Below are 22,470 nucleotides of genomic sequence, written 5' to 3'. Positions count from 1 at the left end.
AAATCAGCGTTTTTGCAGTCCGAATTATTCAAACCTGTATATCACTAATAACTGTCCTGATAACTTCGGTCAATACCATCACACTGTTACATAACTATTTGTCAGGTGAAAGAGAGACCTCATAACTTTTGCGCATTATATGCCTTTTCTGATGACGTTTGTAACAATATTGTTTAACATTTGTCAAATCAGATGATTAAAATTTAAAAAGATGTTGTTATCGTGACCCCGATCACTGTTCCAGAGAAAACCCAACAAACTGTATGTAGGTTAATTGTAATGATTTTGTGAACGGCCTATACTGCCGCCAGGTCTCCGGAACACCCTGCAATCCCGAGCCACCCAGCGTTGTAACGTGTCGTTTTAGCATTTGGAAGCAATGTTTTGCATGACGCGCAGTTATAGAAAAGGAACGCTGTCTGACCCGCATCGCAGTCCGGAGGAAGGAAACAATAAGAACAGCATGTGGGCGTTATTCATGATAAGAAATGTGAAAAAACAAAGACCTGTCAATCTGGATCTCAAAACGATCCGATTCCCTGTAACAGCAATAGCGTCCATTCTGCACCGTGTTTCTGGTGTGATTACGTTTGTGGCGGTCGGTATCTTGCTGTGGTTACTGGGAACCAGCCTCTCATCCCCTGAAGGATTCCTCCAGGCCTCAGCCATCATGAACAGCTTCTTCGTGAAATTTATCATGTGGGGCATTCTGACCGCGCTGGCCTATCACGTGGTTGGTGGCGTTCGCCATATGCTGATGGACTTTGGCTACCTGGAAGAGACGTTCGAGGCCGGTAAACGTACCGCTAACATTTCATTTGTGATCACTGTCGTGCTTTCACTTCTCGCAGGAGTTCTCGTATGGTAAGCAACGCCTCCGCATTAGGACGCAACGGCGTACATGACTTCATCCTGGTCCGTGCTACTGCCATCGTTCTCACCCTTTACATCATCTATATGATCGGTTTCTTCGCGACCAGCGGGACGCTGACGTGGGAAATCTGGAGTGGTTTCTTCGGATCGGCCTTCACCAAAGTGTTCACCCTGCTGGCCCTGTTCTCCATCCTTATTCATGCCTGGATTGGCATGTGGCAGGTGTTGACCGATTACGTTAAACCGCTGGCGATTCGCCTTCCGCTGCAACTGATTATTGTTGTTGCTCTGCTGGTTTACGTCATTTATGGATTTGTTGTGGTGTGGGGTGTGTAATGAAACTGCCAGTCAGAGAATTTGATGCTGTTGTGATTGGTGCGGGTGGCGCAGGTATGCGCGCCGCACTGCAAATTTCCCAGAGCGGCCAGACCTGTGCGCTGCTCTCTAAAGTATTCCCGACCCGTTCCCACACAGTGTCTGCGCAGGGCGGTATCACCGTTGCGCTGGGTAATTCCCATGAAGATAACTGGGAATGGCACATGTACGATACGGTAAAAGGTTCCGATTACATCGGTGACCAGGATGCCATCGAATATATGTGTAAAACCGGCCCGGAAGCGATTCTGGAGCTGGACCACATGGGTCTGCCGTTCTCCCGTCTGGAAAATGGCACCATCTATCAGCGTCCGTTTGGCGGCCAGTCGAAAAACTTCGGCGGCGAGCAGGCGGCACGTACCGCAGCGGCGGCTGACCGTACCGGCCACGCGCTGCTGCACACGCTATATCAGCAGAACCTGAAAAACCACACCACCATCTTCTCCGAGTGGTATGCGCTGGATCTGGTGAAAAACGCCGATGGCGCCGTGGTGGGTTGTACCGCCCTGTGCATCGAAACTGGTGAAGTGGTCTACTTCAAAGCCCGCGCTACGGTGCTGGCGACCGGCGGTGCAGGCCGTATTTACCAGTCCACCACCAACGCCCACATCAACACCGGTGACGGTGTCGGTATGGCTATCCGCGCGGGCGTGCCGGTGCAAGACATGGAGATGTGGCAGTTCCACCCAACCGGTATCGCCGGTGCGGGCGTACTGGTGACAGAAGGCTGCCGTGGTGAAGGTGGCTACCTGCTGAACAAACATGGCGAGCGCTTCATGGAGCGTTATGCGCCAAACGCGAAAGACCTGGCGGGCCGTGACGTGGTGGCGCGTTCCATCATGATCGAAATTCGTGAAGGCCGCGGCTGTGACGGCCCTTGGGGTCCACACGCGAAGCTGAAACTCGACCATCTGGGTAAAGAAGTGCTGGAATCCCGTCTGCCGGGCATTCTGGAGCTGTCCCGCACCTTCGCGCACGTCGACCCGGTGAAAGAGCCAATTCCGGTTATCCCAACCTGTCACTACATGATGGGCGGTATTCCGACCAAAGTGACCGGTCAGGCGCTGACCGTGAACGAGCAGGGCGAAGACGTGGTCATCCCAGGCCTGTTCGCGGTAGGCGAAATAGCCTGCGTATCCGTGCACGGCGCAAACCGTCTGGGCGGCAACTCCCTGCTGGACCTGGTGGTATTTGGTCGTGCGGTGGGGCTGCATCTCCAGGAATCTATTGCCGAGCAGGGCGCGCTGCGTGATGCGACCGACGACGAAATCGATGCCTCTCTTGAGCGCCTCAACCGCTGGAACGGCAACCGTAACGGCGAAGATCCGGTGGAAATTCGTAAAGCGCTGCAAGAGTGTATGCAGCACAACTTCTCGGTATTCCGTGAAGGCGACGCGATGGCCAAAGGGCTTGAGCAGCTGAAAGCGATCCGCGAGCGTCTGAAAAATGCCCGTCTGGACGACACCTCCAGCGAGTTCAACACCCAGCGCGTTGAGTGCCTGGAACTGGATAACCTGATGGAAACCGCGTTCGCGACCGCGATGTCGGCAAACTTCCGTACCGAAAGCCGTGGCGCGCATAGCCGCTTCGACTTCCCGGAACGTGATGACGAAAACTGGCTGTGCCATTCCCTGTATCTGCCAGAGTCGGAAACCATGACGCGTCGTAGCGTCAACATGGAACCGAAACTGCGTCCGGCGTTCCCGCCGAAGATTCGTACTTACTAATGCGGAGACAGGATAATGAAACTCGAATTCTCAGTTTATCGTTATAACCCGGATGTAGACGATGCTCCGCGTATGCAGGATTACACCCTCGAAGCGGAAGAAGGTCGCGACATGATGCTGCTGGATGCCTTAATCCAGCTGAAAGAGAAAGATCCTACGCTGTCGTTCCGCCGCTCCTGCCGTGAAGGGGTGTGTGGTTCTGACGGTGTGAACATGAACGGCAAAAATGGCCTGGCCTGCATCACGCCTATTTCTGCGCTAAACCGCCCTGGCCAGAAAATTGTTATCCGTCCTCTGCCTGGCCTGCCGGTCGTGCGTGATTTGGTGGTGGACATGGGGCAATTCTATGCACAATATGAGAAGATTAAGCCTTACTTATTGAATAATGGGCAAAATCCACCCGCTCGCGAGCACTTACAGTCTCCTGAGCAGCGTGAAAAACTCGATGGGTTGTACGAGTGTATTCTCTGTGCATGCTGTTCAACGTCATGCCCGTCGTTCTGGTGGAATCCGGATAAATTTATCGGCCCTGCGGGTCTGCTGGCTGCCTATCGCTTCCTGATCGACAGCCGCGATACCGAAACCGAGAATCGTCTGGAAGGGCTAAGTGACGCTTTCAGCGTATTCCGCTGCCATAGCATCATGAACTGCGTCAGTGTGTGTCCTAAGGGGCTGAACCCAACGCGCGCCATCGGCCATATTAAGTCGATGTTGTTGCAGCGCAGTGCGTAAGTAGTGAGAGGGGAGCGCTGTTCCCCTCACCCTAACCCTCTCCCAAAGGGAGAGGGGACAGATTGCAGAAACCTTTAAAAACTGCCCTGAAGTTTAGACAGTTTCTAAAGGTTCCTTCGCGGGCCAAATGAAAAGAGCTCGCAGGTGAACCCCGGCACGTACACGTGGTGTGCGTGGTAGTTTCTACGGCGAAAGTAAGCATAAAAATGCTTAAGGGATCACGATGCAGAACGGCGCAATGAAAGCCTGGCTGGACTCTTCTTACCTCTCTGGTTCAAACCAGAGCTGGATAGAACAGCTCTATGAAGACTTCTTAACCGATCCTGACTCAGTGGACGCAAACTGGCGTTCCATGTTCCAGCAGTTGCCTGGTACAGGGGTCAAACCGGATCAATTCCATTCAAAAACACGTGATTATTTCCGTCGTCTGGCGAAGGATGCCTCACGTTACTCTTCTGCGATTTCCGACCCTGACACTAATGCGAAGCAGGTAAAAGTCCTGCAACTTATCAACGCTTATCGCTTCCGTGGTCACCAGCATGCGAATCTCGATCCGCTGGGACTGTGGCAGCAGGAACGTGTAGCGGATCTCGATCCGGCTTATCACGATCTGACCGAGGCCGATTTCCAGGAAAGCTTTAACGTAGGTTCTTTTGCCATCGGCAAAGACACGATGAAGCTGGGCGATCTGATTGACGCGCTCAAGCAAACCTACTGCGGCTCCATCGGCGCGGAATATATGCACATTACCTCCACCGAAGAGAAACGCTGGATCCAGCAGCGTATCGAATCCGTGGCAGGCCACGCGAATTTCTCAGCAGAAGAGAAAAAACGTTTCCTCAGCGAACTGACCGCAGCGGAAGGCCTTGAGCGCTATCTGGGCGCGAAATTCCCTGGCGCAAAACGCTTCTCACTGGAGGGCGGCGATGCGTTAGTCCCGATGCTGAAAGAGCTGATTCGTCATGCCGGTAAGAGCGGTACGCGCGAAGTGGTGCTGGGCATGGCGCACCGTGGACGCCTTAACGTGCTGGTTAACGTGCTGGGTAAAAAGCCGCAGGATCTGTTCGACGAATTTGCGGGTAAACATAAAGAGCACCTCGGCACCGGTGACGTGAAGTACCACATGGGCTTCTCGTCTGATATCGAAACCGAGGGCGGTCAGGTTCACCTGGCGCTGGCATTTAACCCGTCGCACCTGGAAATCGTTAGCCCGGTGGTTATCGGTTCCGTGCGTGCGCGTCTGGATCGTCTGGACGAGCCGAGCAGCAATAAAGTGCTGCCAATCACCATTCACGGTGATGCGGCGGTCACAGGGCAGGGCGTGGTTCAGGAAACCCTGAACATGTCGAAAGCGCGTGGTTATGAAGTGGGCGGTACCGTTCGCATCGTAATCAACAACCAGGTGGGCTTCACCACCTCTAACCCGCTGGATGCGCGTTCCACCCCGTACTGCACCGACATCGGTAAAATGGTTCAGGCGCCAATTTTCCACGTTAACGCGGATGACCCTGAAGCCGTTGCTTTCGTTACCCGTCTGGCGCTGGACTTCCGTAACACCTTCAAGCGCGACGTGTTCATTGACCTCTTCTGCTACCGCCGTCACGGCCACAACGAAGCGGATGAGCCAAGTGCAACCCAGCCGCTGATGTACCAGAAAATCAAAAAACATCCGACGCCGCGTAAAATCTATGCTGACAAGCTGGAAAGCGAAAAAGTGGCGACGCTGGAAGATGCGACCGAAATGGTCAATCTTTATCGCGACGCGCTGGACGCGGGTGAATGCGTGGTCAAAGAGCTGCGTCCAATGAACATGCACTCCTTTACCTGGTCGCCGTACCTCAACCACGAGTGGGACGAGAGCTACCCGAACAAGGTTGAGATGAAGCGTTTGCAGGAGCTGGCTAAACGCATCAGCACCGTGCCGGAAGCGATCGAGATGCAGTCCCGCGTGGCCAAGATCTATGGCGATCGCCAGGCCATGGCGGCGGGTGAGAAGCTGTTCGACTGGGGCGGGGCGGAAACGCTGGCCTATGCGACGCTGGTTGACGAAGGTATTCCGGTTCGTCTGTCCGGTGAAGATGCGGGTCGTGGCACCTTCTTCCACCGTCACGCGGTTGTACACAACCAGTCTAACGGTTCAACGTATACTCCGCTTCAGCACGTGCATAACGGTCAGGGCCAGTTCAAGGTCTGGGACTCCGTGCTGTCAGAAGAAGCGGTTCTGGCCTTCGAATACGGCTATGCCACCGCAGAACCCCGCACCCTGACTATCTGGGAAGCGCAGTTCGGTGACTTCGCCAACGGTGCGCAGGTGGTTATCGACCAGTTCATCTCCTCCGGTGAGCAGAAGTGGGGCCGTATGTGCGGTCTGGTGATGCTGCTGCCGCACGGCTATGAAGGACAAGGGCCGGAGCACTCCTCCGCGCGTCTGGAGCGTTATCTGCAACTCTGCGCCGAGCAGAACATGCAGGTTTGCGTGCCGTCCACTCCGGCTCAGGTTTACCACATGCTGCGTCGTCAGGCGCTGCGCGGTATGCGCCGTCCGCTGGTAGTCATGTCGCCAAAATCCCTGCTGCGCCATCCACTGGCGGTCTCCAGCCTGGAAGAGCTGGCAAACGGCACCTTCCTGCCGGCCATCGGTGAAATTGACGAGCTGGATCCGCAGGCCGTTAAGCGTGTCGTAATGTGTTCTGGTAAGGTTTATTACGACCTGCTGGAACAGCGCCGTAAGAACGATCAGAAAGATGTCGCCATCGTGCGTATCGAGCAGCTTTATCCGTTCCCGCATCAGGCGATGCAGGAAGTGCTGAAACAGTACGCTCACGTTCATGATTTTGTCTGGTGCCAGGAAGAGCCGCTCAACCAGGGCGCATGGTATTGCAGCCAGCATCATTTCCGTGAAGTGATTCCATTTGGGTCTGCCCTGCGTTATGCAGGTCGCCCGGCCTCCGCCTCTCCGGCGGTAGGGTATATGTCCGTTCACCAGAAGCAGCAACAAGATCTGGTCAATGACGCGCTGAACGTCGATTAATTAAAGGATACATAATGAGTAGCGTAGATATTCTTGTTCCCGACCTGCCTGAGTCCGTAGCAGATGCAACCGTCGCCACCTGGCACAAAAAACCAGGCGACGCGGTAACCCGTGACGAAGTGCTGGTAGAAATCGAAACTGACAAAGTGGTACTGGAAGTACCGGCTTCAGCGGATGGCATTCTGGATGCAGTCCTGGAAGATGAAGGTACGACCGTCACTTCTCGCCAGATCCTGGGTCGCCTGCGTGAAGGTAACAGCGCGGGCAAAGAGTCCAGCGCCAAATCTGAAGAAAAAGCGTCTACCCCGGCCCAGCGCCAGCAGGCGTCTCTGTCCGATCAGACCAACGACGCGCTCAGCCCGGCGATCCGTCGCCTGCTGGCTGAGCACAGCCTCGATCCGGCAGCCATCAAAGGCACCGGCGTGGGTGGCCGTCTGACGCGCGAAGACATCGACAAGCATCTGGCAAAAGCGCCTTCTGAGGCGAAAGCGGAAGCGAAAGCCCCTGCGGCAGCACCAGCGGCACAGCCCGCTCTGGGCGCACGTAGCGAAAAACGCGTGCCAATGACCCGCCTGCGTAAGCGCGTGGCCGAGCGTCTGCTGGAAGCGAAAAATTCCACCGCGATGCTGACTACCTTCAACGAAGTCAACATGAAACCAATCATGGACCTGCGCAAGCAGTACGGTGACGCGTTTGAAAAACGTCACGGTATCCGTCTGGGCTTCATGTCCTTCTACGTGAAAGCGGTAGTTGAAGCGCTGAAACGCTACCCGGAAGTGAACGCGTCTATCGATGGCGATGACGTGGTTTACCACAACTACTTCGATGTCAGCATGGCGGTTTCTACTCCACGCGGCCTGGTGACCCCGGTTCTGCGTGACGTAGATACCCTGGGTATGGCTGACATTGAGAAGAAAATCAAAGAGCTGGCCGTGAAAGGCCGCGACGGCAAGCTGACCGTTGAGGACCTGACCGGCGGTAACTTCACCATTACCAACGGCGGCGTGTTCGGCTCGCTGATGTCTACCCCGATCATCAACCCGCCGCAGAGCGCGATCCTGGGTATGCACGCCATTAAAGATCGTCCAATGGCGGTAGACGGTAAAGTGGAGATCCTGCCGATGATGTACCTGGCGCTCTCTTACGATCACCGTCTGATCGATGGCCGCGAATCCGTGGGCTTCCTGGTTGCCATTAAAGAGCTGCTGGAAGATCCAACGCGTCTGCTGCTGGACGTCTAGTTTTTGCAGTCTTGCCCGGCGGCGCGTTGCTTGCCGGGCTTACAAAAGCACTACCTAACGATTACCTGAAGGATGGATAGAACACATGAACTTACATGAATATCAGGCCAAACAGCTGTTTGCCCGGTATGGCTTACCGGCTCCGGTGGGTTATGCCTGTACTACCCCGCGTGAAGCAGAAGAAGCCGCGTCTAAAATCGGTGCCGGCCCGTGGGTAGTTAAATGTCAGGTTCACGCTGGTGGCCGTGGTAAAGCGGGCGGTGTGAAGGTTGTTAAGAGCAAAGAAGAGATCCGTGCGTTTGCTGAACATTGGCTCGGCAAGCGTCTGGTAACCTACCAGACAGATGCGAACGGCCAGCCGGTTAACCAGATCCTGGTTGAAGCGGCGACCGACATCGCGAAAGAACTGTACCTCGGCGCAGTCGTAGACCGTAGCTCCCGTCGCGTGGTGTTCATGGCGTCTACCGAAGGCGGTGTGGAAATCGAAAAAGTGGCGGAAGAGACCCCGCACCTGATCCACAAAGTGGCTATCGATCCGCTGGCGGGCCCAATGCCTTACCAGGGTCGTGAGCTGGCGTTCAAACTGGGTCTGGAAGGCAAGCTGGTTCAGCAGTTCACCAAGATCTTCATGGGTCTGGCGACCATCTTCCTGGAGCGCGATCTGGCGCTGATCGAGATCAACCCGCTGGTGATCACCACCCAGGGCGACCTGATCTGCCTCGACGGCAAGCTGGGCGCTGACGGCAACGCGCTGTTCCGCCAGTCCGATCTGCGCGAAATGCGCGACCAGTCTCAGGAAGATCCGCGTGAAGCGCAGGCTGCACAGTGGGAACTGAACTACGTGGCGCTGGATGGCAACATCGGCTGCATGGTTAACGGTGCGGGCCTGGCAATGGGCACCATGGACATCGTTAAGCTGCACGGCGGTGAGCCAGCGAACTTCCTCGACGTGGGCGGTGGCGCAACCAAAGAGCGCGTAACCGAAGCGTTCAAAATCATTCTCTCTGACAGCAACGTGAAAGCGGTTCTGGTGAACATCTTCGGCGGTATCGTACGTTGCGACCTGATCGCCGACGGTATCATCGGCGCGGTAGAAGAAGTGGGCGTTAACGTTCCGGTTGTTGTACGTCTGGAAGGGAACAACGCTGAACTCGGCGCGAAAAAACTGGCTGACAGCGGCCTGAATATTATTGCAGCGAAAAGTCTGACGGATGCAGCTCAGCAGGTTGTTGCCGCAGTGGAGGGGAAATAATGTCCGTTTTAATTAATAAAGATACCAAGGTTATCTGCCAGGGCTTCACCGGTAGCCAGGGGACTTTCCACTCCGAACAGGCAATTGCCTACGGTACGCAGATGGTAGGCGGCGTAACGCCAGGTAAAGGCGGCACCACCCACCTGGGCCTGCCGGTGTTCAACACCGTGCGTGAAGCCGTAGAAGCGACGGGCGCAACCGCGACCGTGATCTACGTTCCGGCGCCGTTCTGCAAAGACTCCATTCTGGAAGCGATCGACGCAGGCATCAAACTGATCATCACCATCACCGAAGGTATTCCGACGCTGGATATGCTGACCGTGAAGGTGAAGCTGGATGAAGCAGGCGTGCGCATGATCGGCCCGAACTGCCCAGGCGTTATCACCCCGGGCGAATGCAAAATCGGCATCATGCCGGGCCACATTCATCGCCCAGGCAAAGTGGGCATTGTGTCCCGTTCCGGTACCCTGACCTATGAAGCGGTTAAGCAGACCACCGACTACGGTTTCGGCCAGTCCACCTGCGTGGGCATCGGCGGTGACCCGATCCCGGGCTCTAACTTCATCGACATCCTGAAGCTGTTCCAGGAAGATCCACAGACCGAAGCGATCGTGATGATCGGTGAGATCGGTGGTAGCGCGGAAGAAGAAGCGGCTGCTTACATCAAAGATCATGTGACCAAGCCGGTGGTGGGTTACATCGCGGGTGTGACCGCGCCGAAAGGCAAACGTATGGGTCACGCGGGCGCGATTATCGCAGGCGGTAAAGGTACGGCTGATGAGAAATTCGCAGCACTGGAAGCCGCAGGCGTGAAAACCGTTCGCAGCCTGGCGGATATCGGTGAAGCACTGAAGTCCATCATTAAGTAAGTCCTCTCTGCTCCCCGTATGGGGCGCGTTGAAGTATAAAAAAATGTCCGTTTCGACATGGTTGGCCGCTGTAAAGCGGCCTTTTTTATTGTCTGCGTTTAGCCACCAGAGTGAATTTATAGTCGTCGGAGTTAAACACGTTGCGACTGTACTCAAATACCCGGCCGTCTTTCAGAAAGCCGCGGGAGACTTTTTCCAGAATCGGTTTCGCCGGATCGAGCGCCAGGGCGGCAATCGCCTCGTCCGATGGCATGACTGGCACCAGCTCCTGCTCGCTGCGATCGATAACCATCTTTTTGATCTGCTCAATGTAATGGTATTTCGACTGTTCCATCACTTCCCAGGTGAGGTCGGGGAACATCGCCAGCGGCATCCATGTCTCTTCCAGATTCACCGGCTTTTCCCTGATGAAGCGTACGCGCTTGACGTGCCAGACCTTATCATTTGGATTGAGCGCCAGTTTTGCCGCGAGCCGCTCATCGGCTTTCACCACTTCGAAGACGCTGACGTCGCTGTGCGTATCGACGTTGCGATCCGCTAACTTTTCGTAAAAGCCGGTGAGCTGATAAATATCGTAATTCACCCGCTCCTCTTTTACATACGAGCCGCTGCCCTGAATACTTTCGATGATCTGCTCGTCGGCGAGCAGCTTCAACGCCTGCCGCACGGTGACACGGCTGACGCTAAACGCCTCCTGAAGGCTGGATTCTGTCGGCAGCGCGTCGCCAGGTTTTAACTCACCGGCATTAATTTTCTCGCGGAACGCATCGGCGATCTGCCGGTACATCGGTTTATTGCCCATTGGGTCACGCCTATTTAATACCTTTTCAGGGAATTATGCCTTCAGTGTCGGATTTGTAAATAATACAAATAAGATACAAATTTCGGTGTTAGTGAAAATGATCACATAAATGTCTTATTGGCTCTGCCACAATCCTCCCCAGACAAAAACTTTGGATAGGTGAGGATCTTTATGAACCTGACGACTCTGACCGACCCCCGTGCTGTCTGCGTGCAGGCGCAGTTTAACAGCCGTGATGAGGCAATCCGTCAGCTTGCGACGCGGCTGGTAGCGTTGGGCAAAATAGCCGACGCCGATACGTTTCTGGCAGAGGTTTTCCATCGGGAATCGCTTGGCCCGACGGCGCTGGGCGAGGGGCTGGCCGTACCTCATGGTAAATCAGCGGCGGTAAAGGAAGCGGCTTTTGCCGTGGCCACACTGCGCGAGCCGCTGGCCTGGGAAGGCGTGGACGGACCGGAGGAGGTCGAGCTGATTTTTCTGCTCGCCATTCCTCCCGCACAAGCGGGGTCAACGCATATTCAGGTCCTGACGGAACTGACGTCTCGCCTGGCGGATGACGATCTCAGGGCGCGCGTGATGACGGCGACCAGCGCGGAAGCGGTGCTTGCAGCGCTGGAAACGGCGCCTGAGGCGCAAGAAACCGCCGTTGCGGAGAATGCCCCGACGATCGTCTGCGTTACCGCCTGTCCGGCCGGGATCGCCCATACCTACATGGCAGCGGAATATCTCGAAAAAGCGGGACGTAAGCTCGGCGTCAATGTGGTGGTCGAAAAGCAGGGGGCAAACGGTATTGAGGAACGCATCACCGCGCAGCAGTTGCAGGAGGCAAAAGCGTGTATCTTCGCGGCGGAAGTGGCGATTAAAGAGCGCGAGCGTTTTCAGGGGATCCCCGCCATTTCCGTGCCCGTCGCGGAACCCTTGCGCCATGCGGAAGCGCTCATTGAGCGTGCGCTGGCGCTACAGCCTGTATCCGATGTGCGTCCAGCGCACGTCGACACGGACGCGAAAAAGTGCGTTAAAACCGAACTCAAGCAGGCGCTGCTCAGCGGTATCTCCTTTGCGGTGCCGCTGATTGTCGCTGGCGGCACGGTGCTGGCCGTGTCGGTACTGCTGGCGCAAATCCTGGGCTTGCAGCATCTGTTCGATCAGGAAAATTCGTGGCTGTGGATGTACCGCAAACTGGGCGGCGGGATGCTCGGTATTCTGATGGTGCCTGTTCTGGCGGCCTACACCGCTTACTCGCTGGCGGATAAACCTGCGCTAACGCCAGGCTTTGCGGCGGGTCTTGCCGCCAATATGATCGGCTCCGGCTTTCTGGGGGCCATCGTCGGCGGACTGATTGCGGGCTACCTGATGCGCTGGGTGAAAAACCACATCCGGCTGAGTAGCCGCTACAACGGCTTTCTGACCTTTTATCTTTATCCGGTGATTGGCGTGCTGGGCGCAGGCAGCCTGATGCTGTTTGTGATCGGCGAACCGGTGGCCTGGATCAATAACGCCCTCACCGCCTGGCTTAACGGTCTGTCCGGCGCGAACGCGCTGCTGCTGGGGGCGATCCTGGGCTTTATGTGCTCGTTCGATCTGGGCGGTCCGGTCAACAAAGCCTCTTACGCGTTCTGTCTGGGGGCGATGGCCAATGGCGTATACGGGCCTTATGCGATTTTTGCCTCCGTCAAAATGGTATCGGCCTTTACCGTGACGGCATCAACGATGCTGGCTCCGAACCTGTTCAAACAGTTCGAAATTGAAACCGGCAAGTCCACCTGGCTGCTGGGGCTGGCGGGCATCACCGAAGGAGCAATTCCGATGGCTATCGAGGATCCGTTGCGGGTCATCGGCTCATTTGTTCTGGGGTCAATGGCGACCGGAGCGATTGTCGGGGCGATGGGGATTGGGCTATCCACCCCGGGCGCGGGTATTTTCTCTCTCTTCTTACTGCATGATGCCGGGCTGGGCGGCGTGCTGGCCGCTGCCGGCTGGTTTGGCGCCGCGCTGATTGGCGCCGCAATCTCTACGCTCATTTTACTCCTCTGGCGACGCCAGGCCGTGAAGAGCGGCACCTACGTGACTGAAGACATAACATCCTAAACACGCACTGACAGGAAACGAAGATGAAAGCTGTATCTCGCGTTCATATCACGCCACATATGCACTGGGACCGGGAGTGGTACTTCACCACCGAAGCGTCACGTATTCTTTTGGTCAATAATATGGAAGAGATCCTTACCCGTCTTGAGCAGGACGCAGAATATAAATACTACGTTCTCGACGGCCAGACGGCGGTGCTGGAAGATTATTTTGCCGTGAAACCGGAAAACAGGCCACGCGTGAAGGCGCTGGTGGCGGCCGGGAAGCTGATTATCGGGCCGTGGTATACCCAGACGGACACCACCCTTGTCTCCGGCGAGTCGATTGTCCGAAATCTGATGTACGGCATTCGCGACTGTCTGGCCTTTGGCGAGCCGATGAAAATTGGCTATCTGCCGGACTCCTTCGGCATGTCTTCCCAGCTGCCACACATTTACAACGGTTTTGGCATCACGCGCACCATGTTCTGGCGCGGGTGTTCCGAGCGGCATGGTACCGATAAAACCGAATTTCTCTGGCAAAGTCAGGACGGCAGTGAAGTGACGGCACAGGCGTTACCGCTGGGCTACGCGATTGGTAAGTACTTACCGGAGGATGAGGCCGGGCTGCGCAAACGGCTCGACACGTACTTCGAGGTGCTGGAAAAAGCCTCCGTGACGAAAGAAATTTTGCTGCCTAACGGCCATGATCAGATGCCGCTCCAGCAGAACATCTTTGCGGTGATGGATAAGCTGCGCGAAATCTATCCGCAGCGTCAGTTTGTGATGAGCCGCTTCGAGGAGGTGTTTGACCACATTGACGAGCACCGCGATGAACTGGCGACGCTGAAAGGAGAGTTTATTGACGGTAAATATATGCGGGTGCACCGGACAATAGGCTCCACGCGAATGGACATCAAAATCGCCCACGCCCGGATAGAGCATAAAATCGTCAATGTCCTTGAGCCGCTGGCCACGCTTGCCTGGACGCTGGGCTTTGAGTATCACCACGGCTTGCTGGAAAAAATGTGGAAAGAGATCCTCAAGAATCACGCCCATGACAGTATCGGCTGCTGCTGTAGTGACAAAGTGCATCGTGAGGTGATGTCACGCTTCGAGCTGGCGGAAGACATGGCCGATAACCTGACATGCTTCTATATGCGCAAGATTGTCGACAACATGCCGCAGTGCGAGGAAGACAAACTGGTGATGTTTAACCTCACGCCCTGGCCGCGTGAGGAAGTGATTAACACTACGATACGTCTGCGCGCCAGCCAGTTCCGCCTGCTGGACGATAGGGGGAATGAAATCCCTTACTGCCTGCGCAGCGCGCGTGAAATCGACCCCGGCTTAATAGACCGGCAGATTGTGCATTACGGCAACTACGATCCCTTTATGGAGTTTGATATCCAGCTCAACCAGATCCTGCCATCAATGGGTTACCGCACGCTCTATATCGAGCCGCACGTGGCTGGCAAGCTGCTGGCGCCAGAAACAACGTCGGAGGCATTACTGGAAAATGCTTTCTGGGAAATAACGTTAAACGACGACGGCACCCTGCGTCTGCTCGATAAAGCGTCCGGGCTTATCTATGACCGCGCGCTGGAAATAGAAGAGAGCTCGGATGATGGCGATGAGTACGACTACTCGCCTTCACGGGAAGAGTGGAGACTCACTTCCGCGCAGGGCGAGCATGAGGTTAAGGTGATCCACGAGGCCTGGCAGAGCAGGGCGGTGATCCGCCACCGCATGGCGGTGCCGGCGGATCTCGCTGAACGTTCTGCGCGTCAGCAGACGGGAACGCTTGAGGCAGAGCTCACGGTCACGCTCAGCCATAACAGCCGACGTATCGACATTGAGGCGCGTCTCGGAAATCACGCGGATGACCACCGTGTTCGGGTGTTGATCCCGACGCCCTTCACCGCAGACACGGTGTTAGCTGATACCCAGTTCGGTTCGCTGACGCGACCTGTACAGGATGAAGCGATGGCGAACTGGCAGGAGGAGGGCTGGAAGGAAGCGCCGCTGCCGGTGTGGAATCTGCTTAACTACGCGGTGCTCCAGGAACGGCGTAACGGGATGGCGCTGTTTACCGAAGGGTTACGCGAATTTGAAGTGACTGGCGAGCGTCAAAAAACGTTTGCCCTGACGTTGCTTCGCGGCGTGGGGGTACTTGGGAAGGAAGATTTACTGCTGCGCCCCGGCAGACCGTCCGGGATCAAAATGCCGGTGCCTGATTCGCAGATGCGGGGCCAGTTAACCTGTCGCTTTAGCCTGTTCAGTTTTAATGGTACGCCCGTCAGTGCTGGTGTTGCGCAGCAGGCGAAGTCGTGGTTAACGCCAGTGCACTGTTATAACAAAATTCCGTGGGATGCGATGAAGCTTAACCGCGCCTCTTTCACCACCCCCTGTAGCTATAGCCTGCTAACGCTGCCCCCTAACGGATGCGTACTCAGTGCGCTGAAAAAAGCGGAGGATCGTGACGAGATGATTCTTCGTCTGTACAACCCTTCGGAGACCCGCTCCTGTGACGTGGCTTTGTCTGTGAACCGTGAGGTCCAGGCGTGCTGCGAAACGGACATGAATGAGGTGTACAAGGCGCAAGGGGAAGAGGGCTCAGCCATTACGGGGTCTTTCCGGCCAGGCCAGTCACGTACCTTCAGCATAAAAATTGAAAGGTAATCCTCAAAATAAAATAAAGGCCGCATTCCTGCGGCCTTTATTTCATCAAATAGTCACGAAAGGGTGTTAATTTTAAGATTATTAAAAGTGAATAAAATGTAATCGTTTCGGCAGGTAGCAAAGCGAAAGAAAAATACTGTGAAGCAGATAACATTATATGTTTATCTTCCGGCAAAATGCGTTTTTTCACGCGCGTTAATAAAAATCACAACTGTTTATATTATCCTCTGGCTTTTATAACCATCAACGCCTTTAAATGTACATATCATTAACAAGGTTTTTACTATCCGCACCACAAAGAAACATCATTAACAGCTCTGGCCGTTTTTGATTTAAATCAATGTTTAATCCTTGGAAAAAGGCTCCAAAAGGCGTTAAATTGTTCCCGATCAAAATGGCCGAAAAGTGGTAATTTTGCTATAAATTGATCGCCGTCGAAAAACGTAAATCTGTTCGAATAAAAACCTGTTTATTGTAAGGGTTTTGCAGCGTATTATATTTACGGGATCAATTTGGTTTTTTCTTAACGTATTTGTAACCTTTCATCATTGCTTTTTCCTCTTGTAGAGAATAAGCAACGAAGAAGGGAAGCAGATAACTTTGTATTGGGGCATGCGTGTGGATCCTTATCTAACGGGGTTCACTCTCGGAGTCTTCATGCGATGAGCAAGGAGTCATAATGTTAGACGTAGTCGAACTGTCGCGCTTACAGTTTGCCTTGACCGCGATGTACCACTTCCTGTTTGTGCCGCTGACGCTCGGTATGGCGTTCCTGCTGGCCATCATGGAAACGGTTTACGTCCTCTCCGGCAAACAGATTTATAAAGATATGACCAAGTTCTGGGGCAAGTTGTTTGGTATCAACTTTGCGCTGGGCGTGGCAACCGGTCTGACCATGGAGTTCCAGTTCGGGACAAACTGGTCTTACTATTCCCACTATGTGGGGGATATTTTCGGTGCGCCGCTGGCCATTGAAGGTCTGATGGCCTTCTTCCTCGAATCCACCTTTGTAGGTCTGTTCTTCTTCGGTTGGGACCGTCTGGGTAAAGTCCAGCATATGGCGGTAACCTGGCTGGTGGCATTAGGCTCCAACTTGTCCGCACTGTGGATCCTGGTGGCGAACGGCTGGATGCAAAACCCAATCGCATCTGATTTCAACTTCGAAACCATGCGTATGGAGATGGTCAGCTTCGCTGAGCTGGTCCTGAACCCGGTTGCCCAGGTTAAATTCGTTCACACCGTGGCGTCTGGCTATGTGTGCGGCGCGATGTTCGTGCTGGGCATCAGCTCCTACTATATGCTGCGCGGCCGTGACTTCGCGTTCGCCAAGCGTTCTTTTGCTATTGCAGCAAGCTTCGGTATGGCCGCGATTCTGTCCGTTATTGTTCTGGGTGATGAATCCGGTTACGAAATGGGCGACGTGCAGAAAACCAAACTCGCCGCAATTGAAGCTGAATGGGAAACCCAGCCGGCACCGGCAGCGTTTACCCTGTTCGGCGTGCCTGACCAGGAAGCGCAGGAAAACCGCTTCGCCATTCAAATTCCTTACGCTCTGGGTATTATCGCCACGCGCTCCGTCGACAAACAGGTGACTGGCCTGAAAGATCTGATGGTGCAGCATGAAGAGCGTATCCGTAACGGGATGAAAGCTTACTCGCTGCTGGAACAGCTGCGCGCCGGCTCTACCGACCAGGCCGTTCGCGATCAATTTAACGACGTGAAGAAAGACCTCGGTTACGGTCTGCTGCTGAAACGCTATACCCCGAACGTCTCTGACGCGACGGAAGCGCAGATTCAGATGGCAACCAAAGACTCTATTCCACGCGTTGCGCCGCTGTACTTCGCGTTTCGCATCATGGTGGGTTGCGGCATTATCATGCTGCTGATCATCGCGGCCTCGTTCTGGTCAGTCATTCGTAACCGTATCGGTGAGAAAAAATGGCTGCTGCGCACCGCGCTTTACGGTATCCCACTGCCATGGATTGCTATCGAGTCCGGCTGGTTTGTTGCGGAATATGGCCGTCAGCCGTGGGCGATCGGTGAGGTGCTGCCAACAGCGGTAGCGAACTCCTCCCTGACCGCAGGCGACCTGATCTTCTCCATGCTGCTCATTTGCGGTCTGTACACCCTGTTCCTGGTGGCTGAACTGTTCCTGATGTTCAAGTTCGCGCGCCTTGGCCCAAGCAGCCTGAAAACCGGTCGCTATCACTACGAGCAGTCTGTTGCGACTACTCAGCCGGCACGCTAAGACAGGAGTCATCAAATGATCGATTATGAAGTATTGCGTTTTATCTGGTGGCTGCTGATCGGTGTTCTGCTGATTGGTTTCGCGGTCACCGATGGTTTCGACATGGGCGTGGGCATGCTCACCCGTTTCCTCGGTCGTAATGACACCGAGCGTCGAATCATGATCAACTCCATCGCCCCGCACTGGGACGGTAACCAGGTGTGGCTGATCACCGCAGGCGGCGCGCTGTTCGCTGCCTGGCCGATGGTCTACGCGGCTGCGTTCTCCGGCTTCTATGTGGCGATGATTCTGGTGCTGGCCTCTTTATTCTTCCGTCCGGTGGGTTTCGACTACCGTTCCAAGATTGAAGACACCCGCTGGCGTAACATGTGGGACTGGGGCATCTTCATCGGTAGCTTCGTTCCACCGCTGGTCATTGGTGTGGCGTTCGGTAACCTGTTGCAGGGCGTACCGTTCCACGTCGACGAATATATGCGTCTGTTCTACACCGGTAACTTCTTCCAGTTGCTGAATCCGTTTGGTCTGCTGGCGGGCGTGGTGAGCGTGGCGATGATCATCACCCAGGGCGCAACCTATCTCCAGATGCGTACCGTAGGTGAACTGCACCTGCGTTCCCGCGCTACCGCTCAGGTGGCGGCGCTGGTGACGCTGGTCTGCTTCGCGCTGGCTGGCGTGTGGGTGGTGTACGGTATTGATGGTTACGTGGTGACCTCCGCGATCAACCATACTGCACCGTCTAACCCGCTGACCAAAGAAGTGGCGCGTCAGGCCGGTGCATGGCTGGTGAACTTCAACAATACTCCTGCGCTGTGGGCTATCCCGGCTCTGGGTGTGCTGCTGCCGCTGCTGACCGTGCTGACGTCTCGTCTGGAGAAAGGCGCTCTGGCGTTCGTATTCTCTTCACTGACGCTGGCGTGCATCATCCTGACGGCGGGGATTGCGATGTTCCCGTTCGTGATGCCATCCAGCACCATGATGAATGCCAGCCTGACCATGTGGGATGCAACGTCCAGTCAGTTGACGCTGAACTTAATGACCTATGTTGCTTGCGTGTTCGTACCGATTATCCTGCTCTACACCACCTGGTGTTACTGGAAAATGTTCGGTCGCATCACTAAAGAACATATCGAAAGAAACACCCACTCTATGTACTAAGTAAGGAGCTGAATATGTGGTATTTCGCATGGATTTTAGGGACGCTTCTTGCCTGTGCGTTTGGTGTCATCACTGCCCTGGCGCTTGAGCATGTAGAAGCGACCAAAGCAGGTGAAGAAAAGCACTAATGAATATTATCGCAACCTTATATGCGGTAATGGATAAGCGCCCCCTGAGGGCGCTTTCCCTCATTATGGCATTACTGCTGGCAGGCTGTATCTTCTGGGACCCGTCGCGCTTCGCGGCGAAAACCAGCGAGCTTGAAATCTGGCACGGCTTCCTGATTATGTGGGCGGTGTGCGCAGGCGTGATTCACGGTGTCGGCTTTCGTCCGAAAGCGCTACACTGGCAGGGCATCTTCTGCCCACTGATTGCCGATCTGGTTCTCCTCGCCGGTTTGATTTTCTTCTTCTTCTGAATAAGAAATGTCCGTTAACGTTATGGGCTTACCATGGCCCATAAAAATTTACTCTCCGTTTACTTTCCCCCATTCCAAACCATCATTCCCCCGCGTATAGTAGCGAAGTTTGAAAGCTCCAACTTTTCTTGTATTACCGGGATGTAAAGTGAATACAACGCTGTTTCGATGGCCGGTACGTGTCTATTACGAAGATACCGATGCCGGTGGTGTGGTCTACCACGCCAGCTACGTTGCTTTTTATGAACGGGCACGCACAGAGATGCTGCGCCATCATCACTTTAGTCAACAGGTGCTGTTGGCTGAGCGAGTTGCCTTCGTGGTACGCAAGATGACGCTTGAGTATTTTGCGCCTGCCAGACTCGACGATATGCTCGAAGTTCAAACAGAAATTACATCAATGCGCGGAACTTCACTGGTTTTCACGCAGCGGATAGTCAATGCAGAGAACACGGTACTGAACTCAGCTGAAGTCCTGATTGTCTGTGTTGATCCAACCATAATGAAGCCTCGTGCGCTTCCTAAGTCTATTGTCGCGGAGTTTAAGCAGTGACTGACATGAATATCCTTGATTTGTTCCTGAAGGCAAGCCTTCTGGTTAAACTTATCATGTTGATTTTGATTGGTTTTTCAATCGCATCCTGGGCCATCATTATCCAGAGAACGCGTATCCTTAATGCCGCCGGCCGCGAAGCCGAAGCGTTTGAAGATAAGTTCTGGTCGGGAATTGAGCTTTCTCGTCTGTACCAGGAAAGCCAGGGACGCCGTGATAACCTTTCAGGCTCCGAACAAATTTTCTACAGCGGTTTCAAAGAGTTCGCTCGCTTACATCGCGCTAACAGCCATGCGCCGGAAGCCGTGGTAGAAGGGGCGTCGCGTGCGATGCGCATCTCCATGAACCGCGAACTGGAAAATCTTGAAACGCATATTCCTTTCCTCGGAACCGTTGGCTCCATCAGCCCGTATATCGGCCTGTTTGGTACGGTGTGGGGGATCATGCACGCCTTTATCGCCCTGGGGGCGGTGAAGCAGGCAACGTTGCAGATGGTTGCACCGGGTATCGCAGAAGCACTGATCGCGACCGCAATCGGTCTGTTCGCCGCAATTCCGGCGGTAATGGCGTACAACCGTCTGAACCAGCGCGTGAACAAACTGGAACTGAACTACGACAACTTTATGGAAGAGTTCACCGCGATTCTGCATCGTCAGGCGTTTACCAGCACCGAGAGCAACAAGGGGTAAACCATGGCCAGATCGCGTGGACGAGGTCGTCGCGAGCTCAAGTCCGAAATCAATATCGTTCCGTTACTGGACGTGCTGCTGGTGCTGCTGCTGATCTTTATGGCGACAGCGCCCATCATCACCCAGAGCGTGGAAGTTGATCTGCCGGATGCGACAGAATCACAGGCGGTAAGCACCAATGACGATCCTCCGGTCATCATTGAGGTTTCCGGCGTAGGGCAGTACAGCGTGGTGGTAGAGAAAGATCGTATGGATCAGCTTCCGCCAGAGCAGGTTATTGCTGAAGCGCAACGACGTCTGGAGTCAAATCCGAAGACGGTCTTCTTAATCGGTGGTGCGAAAGACGTACCATATGATGAAATTATCAAAGCGCTGAACTTGCTACATAGCGCGGGCGTTAAGTCAGTTGGCTTAATGACTCAGCCTATTTGATCATCTGCGTAGTTTTTGGGAACCGATAGTGTCAAAGGCAACCGAACAGAACGACAAGCTTAAGCGAGCGATAATCGTCTCCGCAGTGCTGCACGTAATTCTTTTTGCAGCGCTGATCTGGAGTTCGTTCGATGAGCACCTTGATGCATCAGGCGGCGGTGGGGGCTCGTCCATCGACGCCGTCATGGTGGATCCCGGTGCGGTAGTGCAGAACTATAATCGCCAGCAACAGCAGCAGGCGAGCGCAAAACGCGCGGAAGAACAGCGTGAAAAACAGGCGCAACAGCAGGCGGAAGAGCTGCGTGAAAAGCAGGCCGCCGAGCAGGAACGTCTGAAGCAGCTTGAGAAAGAGCGTTTGCAGGCGCAGGAAGCCGCTAAAGAGCAGGCGGAGCAGCAGAAACAGGCTGAAGCCGCAGCGAAGAAAGCTCAGGAACAGCAGAAGCAGGCGGAAGAGGCGGCAGCCAAAGCCGCGGCAGACGCGAAGGCGCAGGCAGATGCTCAGGCTAAGTTAGCCGCAGAAGCCGCGAAGAAAGCGGCTGCTGATGCGCAGAAGAAAGCGGAAGCCGAAGCGGCGAAGAAAGCCGCTGCTGATGCGAAGAAGAAAGCAGAAGCCGAAGCGGCGAAAAAAGCTGCCGCTGACGCACAGAAGAAAGCCGAAGCGGAAGCCGCCAAAAAAGCTGCGCAGGAAGCAGAGAAGAAAGCGGCTGCCGATGCTGCTAAAAAAGCGGCCGCCGCCGAGAAAGCTGCGGCAGAAAAAGCCGCCGCTGCGGAAAAAGCCGCTGCTGATAAAAAAGCGGCAGCTGAGAAAGCCGCTGCTGATAAGAAAGCTGCTGCTGAAAAAGCCGCAGCTAAGAAGGCCGCTGCTGCGGAAAAAGCCGCTGCCGCAGGGGTTGACGATCTGCTGGGCGACCTGAGCTCCGGTAAGAATGCACCGAAAACGGGCGGAGGGGCGAAAGGAAGTAACGCAGCACCGGCAGGAAGTGGTAACACTAAGAACAACGGTGCTTCTGGCGCTGAGATCAACGACTATAAGAATCAGATTGCCGCGGCTATTGCCAGCAGACTTAACGATAAATCGCTCTATACCGGGAAAACGTGCCGACTGCATATTAAACTGGCTACGGATGGTATGGTGCTGAGCGTTGAGTCAGAAGGGGGAGATGAAGCGTTATGCCAGGCTGCACTTGTGGCAGTGAATCAGGCAAAACTGCCAAAACCTCCATCACAGGCTGTCTATGAAGTGTTCAAAGACGCTTCTCTGAACTTTAAGCCATAAGCAGAGCTGCTGTTATCGGGTTCTGATAGTTTTGTGTATTTGAGTTTGT

Annotated in this window: 19 protein-coding genes; 18 read left to right on the top strand and 1 reads right to left on the bottom strand. The window is 54.7% G+C overall.

The window, feature by feature from the left end; genetic code table 11:
- The first annotated feature begins 463 nt into the window (after positions 1-463).
- The 8 genes from sdhC (at position 464) to sucD (ending at position 10,100) form a co-directional block, all read left to right on the top strand.
- Complete coding sequence (gene sdhC / locus CU081_RS21285) at positions 464-868, top strand: succinate dehydrogenase cytochrome b556 subunit (RefSeq protein ID WP_026080740.1); 405 nt, start codon at positions 464-466, stop codon at positions 866-868.
- A complete protein-coding gene (gene sdhD, locus CU081_RS21280; protein ID WP_003858621.1) occupies positions 862-1,209 on the top strand; it encodes a succinate dehydrogenase membrane anchor subunit in 348 nt (115 codons plus the stop codon). Before sdhC ends, sdhD begins: the two co-directional genes overlap by 7 nt.
- A complete protein-coding gene (gene sdhA, locus CU081_RS21275; protein WP_022650618.1) occupies positions 1,209-2,975 on the top strand; it encodes a succinate dehydrogenase flavoprotein subunit in 1,767 nt (588 codons plus the stop codon). The genes sdhD and sdhA overlap by 1 nt, the downstream gene beginning before the upstream one ends.
- 15 nt (positions 2,976-2,990) lie before the next feature.
- Entirely contained in the window at positions 2,991-3,707 is a 717-nt protein-coding gene (gene sdhB / locus CU081_RS21270; protein ID WP_003858617.1) for a succinate dehydrogenase iron-sulfur subunit SdhB, read from the top strand.
- A 223-nt stretch (positions 3,708-3,930) separates the two neighbouring features.
- Positions 3,931-6,738, top strand: coding sequence for a 2-oxoglutarate dehydrogenase E1 component (sucA, locus tag CU081_RS21265; RefSeq protein WP_003858615.1), 2,808 nt, complete (start codon positions 3,931-3,933; stop codon positions 6,736-6,738).
- Between the two features lie 14 nt (positions 6,739-6,752).
- A complete protein-coding gene (gene odhB, locus CU081_RS21260) occupies positions 6,753-7,979 on the top strand; it encodes a 2-oxoglutarate dehydrogenase complex dihydrolipoyllysine-residue succinyltransferase (protein WP_003858613.1) in 1,227 nt (408 codons plus the stop codon).
- An 85-nt stretch (positions 7,980-8,064) separates the two neighbouring features.
- Positions 8,065-9,231: an ADP-forming succinate--CoA ligase subunit beta gene (gene sucC / locus CU081_RS21255; protein ID WP_003858611.1), complete on the top strand. Its 1,167-nt coding sequence runs from the start codon at positions 8,065-8,067 to the stop codon at positions 9,229-9,231.
- Positions 9,231-10,100: a succinate--CoA ligase subunit alpha gene (gene sucD / locus CU081_RS21250; protein ID WP_003858609.1), complete on the top strand. Its 870-nt coding sequence runs from the start codon at positions 9,231-9,233 to the stop codon at positions 10,098-10,100. The genes sucC and sucD overlap by 1 nt, the downstream gene beginning before the upstream one ends.
- 85 nt (positions 10,101-10,185) lie before the next feature.
- Here the strand turns inward: sucD and CU081_RS21245 are convergent, their stop codons facing one another.
- Positions 10,186-10,902, bottom strand: a complete 717-nt coding sequence (locus tag CU081_RS21245) for a GntR family transcriptional regulator (RefSeq protein ID WP_022650619.1) — start codon at positions 10,900-10,902, stop codon at positions 10,186-10,188.
- 171 nt (positions 10,903-11,073) lie between these two features.
- On the opposite strand from CU081_RS21245, the gene mngA reads away from it, so the two are divergent.
- The 10 genes from mngA to tolA all read left to right on the top strand — a co-directional run bounded on the left by mngA (position 11,074) and on the right by tolA (position 22,421).
- The gene (gene mngA / locus CU081_RS21240) at positions 11,074-12,990 is read left to right on the top strand and encodes a PTS 2-O-a-mannosyl-D-glycerate transporter subunit IIABC (protein WP_022650620.1); all 1,917 of its coding nucleotides are present in this window, start codon (positions 11,074-11,076) and stop codon (positions 12,988-12,990) included.
- Positions 12,991-13,013: 23 nt separating this feature from the next.
- On the top strand, positions 13,014-15,650 hold the full coding sequence (gene mngB, locus CU081_RS21235; RefSeq protein WP_022650621.1) for a mannosylglycerate hydrolase: 2,637 nt from the start codon (positions 13,014-13,016) through the stop codon (positions 15,648-15,650).
- 679 nt (positions 15,651-16,329) lie between these two features.
- A complete protein-coding gene (cydA, locus tag CU081_RS21230) occupies positions 16,330-17,898 on the top strand; it encodes a cytochrome ubiquinol oxidase subunit I (RefSeq protein WP_003858601.1) in 1,569 nt (522 codons plus the stop codon).
- A gap of 15 nt (positions 17,899-17,913) precedes the next feature.
- A complete protein-coding gene (cydB, locus tag CU081_RS21225; RefSeq protein WP_058647483.1) occupies positions 17,914-19,053 on the top strand; it encodes a cytochrome d ubiquinol oxidase subunit II in 1,140 nt (379 codons plus the stop codon).
- A gap of 14 nt (positions 19,054-19,067) precedes the next feature.
- Complete coding sequence (gene cydX / locus CU081_RS21220) at positions 19,068-19,181, top strand: cytochrome bd-I oxidase subunit CydX (protein WP_003858598.1); 114 nt, start codon at positions 19,068-19,070, stop codon at positions 19,179-19,181.
- Positions 19,181-19,471 carry a cyd operon protein YbgE gene (ybgE, locus tag CU081_RS21215; RefSeq protein WP_003858596.1) on the top strand — a complete coding sequence of 97 codons (291 nt, stop codon included), beginning with the start codon at positions 19,181-19,183 and terminating at the stop codon, positions 19,469-19,471. The genes cydX and ybgE overlap by 1 nt, the downstream gene beginning before the upstream one ends.
- A 148-nt stretch (positions 19,472-19,619) precedes the next feature.
- Positions 19,620-20,024, top strand: a complete 405-nt coding sequence (ybgC, locus tag CU081_RS21210) for a tol-pal system-associated acyl-CoA thioesterase (protein ID WP_003858593.1) — start codon at positions 19,620-19,622, stop codon at positions 20,022-20,024.
- The gene (tolQ, locus tag CU081_RS21205) at positions 20,021-20,713 is read left to right on the top strand and encodes a Tol-Pal system protein TolQ (protein WP_003858590.1); all 693 of its coding nucleotides are present in this window, start codon (positions 20,021-20,023) and stop codon (positions 20,711-20,713) included. The genes ybgC and tolQ overlap by 4 nt, the downstream gene beginning before the upstream one ends.
- Positions 20,714-20,716: 3 nt before the next feature.
- Positions 20,717-21,145, top strand: coding sequence for a colicin uptake protein TolR (gene tolR / locus CU081_RS21200; protein ID WP_003858589.1), 429 nt, complete (start codon positions 20,717-20,719; stop codon positions 21,143-21,145).
- 28 nt (positions 21,146-21,173) lie between these two features.
- Entirely contained in the window at positions 21,174-22,421 is a 1,248-nt protein-coding gene (gene tolA, locus CU081_RS21195) for a cell envelope integrity protein TolA (protein WP_003858583.1), read from the top strand.
- Positions 22,422-22,470 lie beyond the last annotated feature (49 nt).

The sequence above is a fragment of the Enterobacter sp. CRENT-193 genome (assembly GCF_002787395.1).
Taxonomy (GTDB): domain Bacteria; phylum Pseudomonadota; class Gammaproteobacteria; order Enterobacterales; family Enterobacteriaceae; genus Enterobacter; species Enterobacter hormaechei_C.
This window is presented reverse-complemented; position numbering and strand designations above follow the sequence as displayed.